This window comes from Mucilaginibacter sp. (genome assembly GCF_028288105.1).
In the GTDB taxonomy this organism is placed as follows: Bacteria; Bacteroidota; Bacteroidia; order Sphingobacteriales; family Sphingobacteriaceae; genus Mucilaginibacter.
This window is the reverse complement of record NZ_JAQBOI010000303.1, coordinates 1-8,773: the sequence shown is the minus strand read 5'-3', so window position 1 is coordinate 8,773 and position 8,773 is coordinate 1. Positions and strand designations below refer to the sequence as shown.

Sequence of the window (8,773 nt, the reverse complement as noted above, 5' to 3'; positions counted from 1 at the left end):
TAAAAAAGATCTCGGCAGGCGATGTATGCAACAAACCAGCTATTGTTTTGCGTGAACGTTCTATTAACGTACGCACCTCGCGCCCATGCGAATGTATGGATGAAGGGTTACCAAACTGGTTTTCCATCACCTTGTACATTTCCTTTAAAACTTCTGGGTCAAGGGCTGTAGTGGCGGCATTGTCAAAGTAAACACGCATAGTAGTAGCAATTAGTGAGTTAGCGAATTAGTGAGTTAGTGAATTAATGACTGGGTTTTCCAATCACTAATTCAGTCCTTCACTAATTAAGTAAGCTGTAATATTTCTTTTATATCTGTTATTATCTTATTGGCCAGGTTATCTGCAACGGTTTCTGAATTCCCTTCAGAGTAGATGCGGATAATAGGTTCGGTATTTGATTTACGCAAATGTACCCACTCTTTATCGAACTCTATTTTTAAACCATCAATAGTAGAGTGCGGCTGTTTCTGGTATTTTTCTTCAACCTTTAACAGTAACGCGTCAATATCCATCTCTGGTGTAAGTGTAATTTTATTTTTCGAGATAAAATAGCTTGGGTATGATGCCCTTAATACTGAAACAGGCTTGCCGTAATTGGCTAAATGAGTAAGGAATAAGGCTATACCTACCAAAGCATCGCGGCCGTAATGCAACTCGGGGTAAATAACCCCGCCATTGCCTTCGCCACCTATAATAGCGTTAACCTCTTTCATTTTGTTCACCACGTTTACCTCGCCTACTGCTGCTGCATAGTATTCACCACCGGCACTTTCAGTAACATCGCGCAGGGCACGGGTTGACGACAGGTTAGAAACCGCATTACCTTTTGTATTTTTCAATACATAGTCGGCAACAGCTACAAGGGTGTACTCCTCACCAAACATACTGCCATCTTCACAAACAAAGCAAAGGCGGTCAACATCGGGGTCAACGGCTATACCCAGGTCAGATTTGGTTTTTAAAACCTCCTGCGATAACGCAACCAGATTCTCTGGTAACGGCTCCGGGTTGTGCGGGAAGTGACCGTCAGGCTCGCAATAAAGCTCGTGGATAACCTCTACGCCCAGCGCCCTTAACAATGCAGGTACAAAAATACCCCCTGTAGAGTTTACGCAGTCAATAGCCACTTTAAAGTTGGCTTTTTTGATAGCGGCAACATCCACTAAAGGAAGCGCCAATACTTTATCGATGTGTTTTTGCAGGTAGCTATCATCATTGATAAGCTTACCCAGATCATTCACATCGGCATATATAAAATCGCTGTTTTCGGCAATCTCTAAAACTTCTTTACCATCAATGTCGCTAATAAACTCGCCTTTTTCGTTAAGCAGCTTTAAAGCGTTCCATTGTTTTGGGTTATGGCTGGCGGTTAGGATAATACCCCCCGCTGCTTTTTCATCAGGTACGGCTACTTCAACAGTTGGCGTGGTAGATAGGCCTAAGTCTATCACATCAATACCCAAACCTTGCAGCGTGCCTATAACCAGGTTATTTACCATACTGCCTGATAAGCGGGCATCACGGCCCAAAACTATCTTTTTAATACCTGTTCTTTTTACAGCCCAGCTACCGTACGCAGATGTGAATTTAACAATGTCTAATGGGGTTAGTCCGTCGCCAGCTGCGCCGCCTATGGTTCCCCTGATGCCCGAAATTGATTTTATGAGTGTCAAAACGTATAGATGTTAAGCTGCAAAAATAGAAATATTAAGCGATAGCAATGTAAAATTCGTGTACTTTTAAGCGTTAATTTATTAGCTATATTTACCCACTGTTGAGAACACTAAGCATTACCTATAAAAGCCAATGCCCGATTTCCTGCTAAACTTTGACCGGCATTTATTTTACTTCATCAATCACGATCTGTCAAATACATTTTTCGACTGGTTGATGCCCCTGATGCGTAACCCAAAATTCTGGATCCCGCTTTATCTGTTCATCATTACATTTTGCATTTGGCGCTATAAAAGACAGGGCACTATACTGGTTGTTTTTTTAGCGCTTGCTGTTGGCTTTGCCGATTATAGCAGCGCCAGTATAATTAAGCCAAATATAAGCCGACTTCGCCCCTGCCGCGACCCTATAACGGCCCAAACCGACATTAGCCGGGTTGCATGCGGAACAGGTTACAGCTTCCCATCTACCCATGCTACAGACCATTTTGCCATAGCCGCGTTTTTAAGCTTTATGTTTTTTAAACGCTGGCGATGGGTATTACCCGTAACAATTTTATGGGCGGCCATTATATGTTTTGCCCAAGTTTATGTAGGCGTACATTATCCGCTGGATGTTACCGGCGGGGCAATTTATGGCAGTTTAGTTGGGGTGATGTTTGCGATTGGGTTTAGGAGATTTATCCCTTCGTTTAAAGCATGATTGTTTCGCGCGAAGGCTAAAATGAAATATTTCAGGATGCACCTACGGAGCATTTTTACTTTGAATTGATAGCTATAAACAGGTAACTCCTCTGGAGTTTAAAAACAAAAAAGGTACTTGCAAACAAGCACCTGATATATCTTTTCTTCTTGACTCTTGATTCTAAAAGTCTTGATTCTCTAATTTATCCTCGCATCTTATCCAGCAGATCGCTTAGCTGACCAGCTTCTTCTTCGGTTAGGTTTTGTTTAAAAAGATCTTTTGTTTTAAAGCAGGCATCCATTTTTTTTAGGATCTCTAAGCCTTCTTCGCTGATGCGGATATCAACAGCGCGGCGGTCGCGGGAGTTTGTGCAGCGCGATACCAGGCCTTTTTGCACCAGGCGGTCAACAATGCGCGACGCGTCAGACATCTTGTCTATCATCCTATCCTTTAACAGGTTTACGGTTGCAGGCTTGGGCAATTGGCCGCGTAGAATTCTCAGGATATTAAACTGTTGCTGGGTAAGTTTATAACGCTCAAATTCCGGACGCATATAGTTATTGATCCAACCGTACGTGTAGTTAAGATTAATTACCGCTTTATGGTAAATATCTTCAAAATTTGTGCTTTTTATATCTTCCTCTATTCCCATGATTTAAATATCCTGCAAATATAATCTATTTATTTTTTGTTTGTCCGTCTTGCTTCTCCCTACCATAATTCCACGGGCAATGCAGGCATTTATTTTTACAGCAATAACCGCGCTTTAAATGATATTCCTTCGTAAAAACGAAATTACCATCTTCATTTATATAATAGTCGATGTTTTCTTGTAGCATCAGCTAAGCAATTTCACAAAAATATCATTATTAAAATGTTTTTTTAAATGTGTGCCGTTGCCATGCAGTGTCCATATCTGCTGGGGTTCAGCCTGTTCAATGGTTTTTATTATATCGTTCCAGTCGGCATGGTCAGATATAAAAAGGGTATCCTGGGCATTCACCTGCAGGTTCTTCCAACCCGAAGCAAACAAGCGCTTAACCCCTGTTGCCCTCAAATAACTGTCAAAAGTAAACGGCGGCACTATGTACACATATTCCAGCTGCTCCTTCATTAACTTGCGGCCATACATCTGGTGGGTCCCTAAATCAAAGCCCATTTTTTGGTAAATGGCGTTAATGGGCATTATACGGTGATGCACCAGTATCTTTTTTTGCGGCGCATAATCGTTTATCATCCTAATAAGGCGCTGGCTTTTACCCAGACTATAAGCCCCAAGCAGGATGTTTATTTTAATGTCATTCAGTTTTTTAATCTCTTCAACCGGGTCAGGGTGTGATGTGTTGGGGTCGGCAAAGGTGCTTTCTGTTATCAGCACATCTGTTTTTACAAACTCAAAAGGTTCGCAGGTAGTATCCGGCTGTAGTTTATAATCGCCCGTATACAAATATCGTGTGCCTTTATATTCCATAAGCACCTGCGCAGAGCCCGGCATATGCCCCGCGGGGATAAAGGTTATCTGTACATCGCCAATAGTGAAAGGCGCGTTGTATGTAGCTGTATAGCTTACTTTAGCTGCGCCTTTGCCATAGCGTAACTGCATAAAGGCATAAGTGGCTTCGGTGGCGTAAACATTAATATTGCCGCTTTTAGCATGATCTGCATGGGCGTGGGATATTACAGCTTTATCCACAGGTAGCTGCGGATCAAGGTAAAAATCTCCGTAACGGCAATAAAGGCCATTAGTATTAAAAGCAATAAAATCGTCAAGTATCATTATTTGGTTTCGGCAAGAGACAGGTACAACTCATGCAGTTTCATTATCTGCGGAATAACCAGTTGTGTATCGTCATTAATTATTACATCATTAGCCGTGGCCAGCTTTTTTTCTTCGCTAAACTGGCGATCGTTGCGGCTTTTTACTTCGTCGGCAGTTATGCCATCACGTTGGGTAACACGTTGTATGCGGATATCTAAAGGCGCGGTAACCAATACAGATCTGTCGCACATTTTATACGAATCGCTTTCAAACAATAAAGCAGCCTCCTTCAAAACATAGGGCACATTTTTTTGATTGATAACCCATTTATCAAACGCCCTGAAAACAGCCGGATGAACAAGGGCATTCAGCTTAAGTAACTCTTCTTTATTATTAAATACAATACCGGCAATGTGCTTACGGTTAAGGGCACCGTCTTCAAAATAGGCTTCCTTGCCAAATGCTTGTTTTATACCGGCAATAAGCACATCATCCTCAATCATTACCTTTTTGGCTTCGTCATCAGCATAAAAAACCGGGATACCCAATATTTCAAATATTTTGCAAACAGTTGTTTTGCCACTGCCTATATTGCCCGTGATACCTACTTTAAACATTACTTTTTTATAATAAAATCAATATTTTGTGGCTCTATTTTAACCACTTTACTGTATGATGGTAAGCGGGTAACTTTTACAGGCAATACACTATAGCCATTGTGACGCCATAGTTCCAGATCGGCAACTGCTTCAAAATCATCCTCGTTTAAATCGGGATAGTTATTTAATGATGTGGTAAAGGTAACCCTCACTTTTTGCGGGAAAACCTTTACATCATAATAATTATGATTGTTTATCAGTTTTACCGGCACCTCAATGGTTTTCTCGGTGTATTCGTCAATTGGGATATTTACAATAACACTTTTTGGTACTATATTCAAATTACCCTCTTTAACCCCTCGCAGGTTTATCCGCGAGTTAAAATCTTCATTAGCTTCGTTCAATTTTATTGAATCTGTTTTCCATGAAGTGATCTTATTTAACACCTCGGCCGGGCCGCTAATGGTAACGTACTTGGGCATAACAGCTATATCATCTGATTGGGCAAATTGCTTTTGATATTTTATAGCCGTTACCAGCTCTACAGGTACTTTCTTTATAGCGCGGTTACTAAAATCAAAAAACAATGTATCGGGGTTAATGGCGATAATTTCATGCTCAACATCCTTCTTGGCGTTAATTTGCTTTAGCTGGGTACTTAATACCACATAATTTTTGCTATCAAGGGTATGCAGGTCAACGCTTACCACTTTTTTATCCTCGTTAAGTTTGGAGAACAACATTTGCCAGCCCGTGCCCTGCACTATGGCGTTAACGGTATCTGACTGCAAGGGATGAAAAGCACGTTTCTGTGGAGCGTTCCTGAACGTTAAAACCTGCTTGATGGTAAACTTATAAGGGTTAGAAAGCGTAGTAAACAACCATGCAAATATGGCAAACACCAGGCAGGTAATAAAAGCTGATAACCGCCGGCGCTCAATTGCAGATAATTTAATAATTGCCATATTTTATGCTTAATGCAGAAAGCGAAAAGCAGAAAACCCGAAGTGAAATTAAATCTCAACTCAAGCTTTCCGCTTTTATAATTCATTTGTATGTCTCGGGCTTTCGGCTTTTAGCCTTGAGCTTTTTAGCTTTTAGCCGTAGGAGCCGGTGTATTTAGCGCTTTTGAAGCCTCTAACGATACAGCCGATTTATCAAAACGTATTTTAGTACCACCTTCAACTTCAATTAAAAAAGTTGTCTCGGCTACTTCAAATATTCTACCGTGTATACCGGCAGTTGTAATTATTTTATCACCTTTTTTAAGTTCTTCTACGTATTTCTTCTGATCTTTTTGTTTTTTCATTTGCGGGCGGATCATGAAAAAATAAAATACTACGGCAATTGCACCAAACATAATCAATTGCTGAACGCCAAGGCCACCGCCGGCCTGTAATAAAACTGTTGCTATCATTTTTCTAATTTATATTATTTTGTAGTACTTGTTGTTACTTCGCCAATTAAGTGCACCATGCTTTGCGCCGGTACAGTATTGCCTGTAATTGTGATCTGCTTATCTTGTAAGCCCATTTTACCTGCACTGTTAAAAGTAACTTTAATTGCACCATCGGCACCTGGTTGTATGGGCGATTTTGGCCATTCGGGTTTTGTACAGCCGCATGTTGCAATTGCATCTTTAATAATCAACGGCGATTTACCTGTGTTGGTAAACTTAAATTCGTAAGTAACCTTATCGCCTTCTTTGATCTTCCCAAAATCATGAGTTTCTTTTTCAAACTTCATTACAGGCGCGTTGGTTGCGCTTACGTTTCCGGCATCAGCAACGGCTGCTGTAGCGTTTTGGCTTGATTGGTTGCAGGCTGTAAAAAGCAAACCCGCAATAATTGTACATAAAAACAGTTTTTTCATTGGTTGTTATTCTATTAATCCCCTGCCTATTTTCTTTATTTTATTCTGGGCTTTAAGTTCAAATAAAATCTTGTCTAATATACCGTTTATAAATGAATTACTTTTAGGGGTGCTAAACTCTTTTGATATCTCCAGGTACTCGTTAATAGTAACTTTTACCGGGATAGATGTAAAATTAATAAATTCTACGATAGCCATTTTCATTAACAAAGTATCCATCATGGCAATACGATCAGGCTCCCAATTTTGGGTTTTCTGGGCGATAAGTTCCTGGTAGGCCGCATCATGGCGGATGCTTTGCTCAAACAGGTTTACAACAAATTCCCTGTCTTCAACCCAGTTACCGCTAATATCGGCAAGTTTGTTTTCGGCATAATTATCCGATGAAAAATTCTTGAATGTTTTGGCTATCAGGGCTTGTAAAACCTCGCGGTCAACCGGCCAGTAAATAAATTTATCTTCAAAAACCTGCTCAGCCAATGACGATTTCAGGATCACCTTTTTAAAGATGAACTTAATAATGTCTTTATCAGTTTGTAGGGTATCATCCGTTTTTGCCAGATATTCGGCATACTCAGGTGAGTTTTTAAGCGTGAAGAATAAAGATTTTGCCAGTTCAGGATCAAACGACCACTCAACTTTATACTTTTTAAGGGCAATAAGATAATCCCTGTTATCTTTAAGCGACACGATAAAACGGTTGCTTAATATTTTAACACTTGCGTTAAGGTCATCCGCGGTAGGTAAGTGTTTGTGGGCCCTTTCCTCGGCATCAATTTCTGTATAATCAATTACCTCGCTTATCAGCGATAGCATCCATATATACATTTCAAAAACCTGGTCTATGCTGTGAAGCAGGTTTTTTTCATGCGCTTTAATATCTCTTGTATCCGATTGATGGAACGCGTACAGCGACTGTAACACTTTTACCCGTAGGTGCCTTCTGTTTAACATTTGTAAGAACGATTATGGTACGCCTAAAGCGCGCCTATGATAAATTTAATAGGTTGATTTTACTTTTTTAATATCTGCAATACGTTTTTCGGCAATTTTGTTTGCTGCATCTGTTGTAGAAAGGTTTTCAAGCTTAGAAAGTTTTAAAACATTCCGGGTTGCTTCATAAATATTTTCGGTAAGCTGCAGGGTGCGTTTTTTGCTAAAGCCCATCAGTTCCGAGTAACAATTAATAATACCACCCGCGTTAATAACGTAATCGGGCGCAAATAGTATTCCTTTTTCTAATAACATTTCTCCATGCACATGCTCATCCTGCAATTGGTTGTTTGCAGAGCCCGCAATAATACCGCACTTAATTTTTTTAATAGTTTCGGTATTAATAGTGGCCCCTAAAGCACAGGGCGAATAAATATCAGCATCAATATCAAATATCGAATTGTTAGATACTGCTTCGGCACCGTATTTTTTTGATACCTGGCGGGTACGCTCGTCGTTAATATCACTAATATACACTTTAGCGTTCTCATCGCGCAGCAACTTCACCAGGTTTTCGCCAACATGGCCTATACCCTGCACAATTACCGATTTACCGGTAAGGCTATCGTTGCCAAACTGCTCCCTAACACAGGCTTTTATACCCATATATACGCCTTTTGCTGCAATTGGCGAAGGGTCGCCGCTGCCACCTAAGCTCTCTGGAATGCCGGTTACATACTGGGTTTCCATACGGATGTATTCCATATCGCGCGGGTTTGTCCCTACATCTTCAGAGGTAATAAACTCACCGTTCAAATTTTTTACAAACCGGCCAAATTTGCGCATCAGCGCTTCGGTTTTATCCTTGTGCGCGTCGCCAATAATAACCGAATAACCGCCGCCCATGTTTAGCCCTGCAATAGCGCATTTGTAGGTCATGCTTTTTGAAAGCCGTAAAACATCGTTTAATGCATCACCTTCAGTTTTGTAAGCCCACATACGTGTACTGCCAAAAGCCGGGCCAAGTGTGGTATCATGTATAGCTATGATTGCCCTTAAGCCTGTATCAGGGTCACTGCAAAACACAACTTTTTTGTGTCCAAATGTATCAAGCTGGGTAAAAATACTATCGGTTGGTTGTTGAACAAGCATTTGGGGTACGTGCAATGTAATTTTTATTAGCACTGCAAAACTAAAGGTTTTTTTCCTTGTGGCAAAGTTTAGTTAGTGATGAAGGAGTAAAGAACAAAA

At 40.6% G+C, this 8,773-nt stretch carries 12 protein-coding genes; 1 reads left to right on the top strand and 11 read right to left on the bottom strand.

Annotated features, from left to right (window positions below; genetic code table 11):
* Together JWQ85_RS20245 and glmM are read right to left on the bottom strand one after the other, a co-directional pair.
* The coding region (locus tag JWQ85_RS20245) for an aminotransferase class V-fold PLP-dependent enzyme (protein ID WP_299471231.1) at positions 1-199 on the bottom strand (199 nt) is incomplete at its 3' end.
* An 86-nt stretch (positions 200-285) separates the two neighbouring features.
* Entirely contained in the window at positions 286-1,674 is a 1,389-nt protein-coding gene (gene glmM, locus JWQ85_RS20240) for a phosphoglucosamine mutase (protein WP_299471230.1), read from the bottom strand.
* Between the two features lie 133 nt (positions 1,675-1,807).
* Here glmM and JWQ85_RS20235 point away from each other — a divergent pair, with 133 nt between their 5' ends.
* A complete protein-coding gene (locus JWQ85_RS20235) occupies positions 1,808-2,377 on the top strand; it encodes a phosphatase PAP2 family protein (protein WP_299471228.1) in 570 nt (189 codons plus the stop codon).
* A 184-nt stretch (positions 2,378-2,561) separates the two neighbouring features.
* Here the strand turns inward: JWQ85_RS20235 and JWQ85_RS20230 are convergent, their stop codons facing one another.
* From JWQ85_RS20230 to JWQ85_RS20190, 9 genes are all read right to left on the bottom strand, one after another.
* Positions 2,562-3,011, bottom strand: coding sequence for a MarR family transcriptional regulator (locus JWQ85_RS20230; protein WP_299471227.1), 450 nt, complete (start codon positions 3,009-3,011; stop codon positions 2,562-2,564).
* Between the two features lie 25 nt (positions 3,012-3,036).
* A complete protein-coding gene (locus JWQ85_RS20225) occupies positions 3,037-3,198 on the bottom strand; it encodes a DUF5522 domain-containing protein (protein ID WP_299471225.1) in 162 nt (53 codons plus the stop codon).
* A complete protein-coding gene (locus tag JWQ85_RS20220; protein WP_299471224.1) occupies positions 3,198-4,136 on the bottom strand; it encodes an MBL fold metallo-hydrolase in 939 nt (312 codons plus the stop codon). The genes JWQ85_RS20225 and JWQ85_RS20220 overlap by 1 nt, the downstream gene beginning before the upstream one ends.
* Positions 4,136-4,735: a dephospho-CoA kinase gene (coaE, locus tag JWQ85_RS20215; RefSeq protein ID WP_299471222.1), complete on the bottom strand. Its 600-nt coding sequence runs from the start codon at positions 4,733-4,735 to the stop codon at positions 4,136-4,138. The genes JWQ85_RS20220 and coaE overlap by 1 nt, the downstream gene beginning before the upstream one ends.
* Positions 4,735-5,682: a CdaR family protein gene (locus JWQ85_RS20210; protein ID WP_299471220.1), complete on the bottom strand. Its 948-nt coding sequence runs from the start codon at positions 5,680-5,682 to the stop codon at positions 4,735-4,737. The genes coaE and JWQ85_RS20210 overlap by 1 nt, the downstream gene beginning before the upstream one ends.
* Before the next feature lie 125 nt (positions 5,683-5,807).
* Positions 5,808-6,134 (bottom strand): preprotein translocase subunit YajC, encoded by a 327-nt coding sequence (gene yajC, locus JWQ85_RS20205; protein ID WP_299471218.1) that lies wholly within the window; start codon positions 6,132-6,134, stop codon positions 5,808-5,810.
* A gap of 14 nt (positions 6,135-6,148) precedes the next feature.
* Complete coding sequence (locus JWQ85_RS20200) at positions 6,149-6,589, bottom strand: DUF1573 domain-containing protein (protein ID WP_299471217.1); 441 nt, start codon at positions 6,587-6,589, stop codon at positions 6,149-6,151.
* Between the two features lie 6 nt (positions 6,590-6,595).
* Positions 6,596-7,543, bottom strand: a complete 948-nt coding sequence (nusB, locus tag JWQ85_RS20195) for a transcription antitermination factor NusB (RefSeq protein WP_299471216.1) — start codon at positions 7,541-7,543, stop codon at positions 6,596-6,598.
* Positions 7,544-7,588: 45 nt separating this feature from the next.
* On the bottom strand, positions 7,589-8,674 hold the full coding sequence (locus JWQ85_RS20190) for a Glu/Leu/Phe/Val dehydrogenase (protein WP_299471214.1): 1,086 nt from the start codon (positions 8,672-8,674) through the stop codon (positions 7,589-7,591).
* Positions 8,675-8,773: the final 99 nt, after the last annotated feature.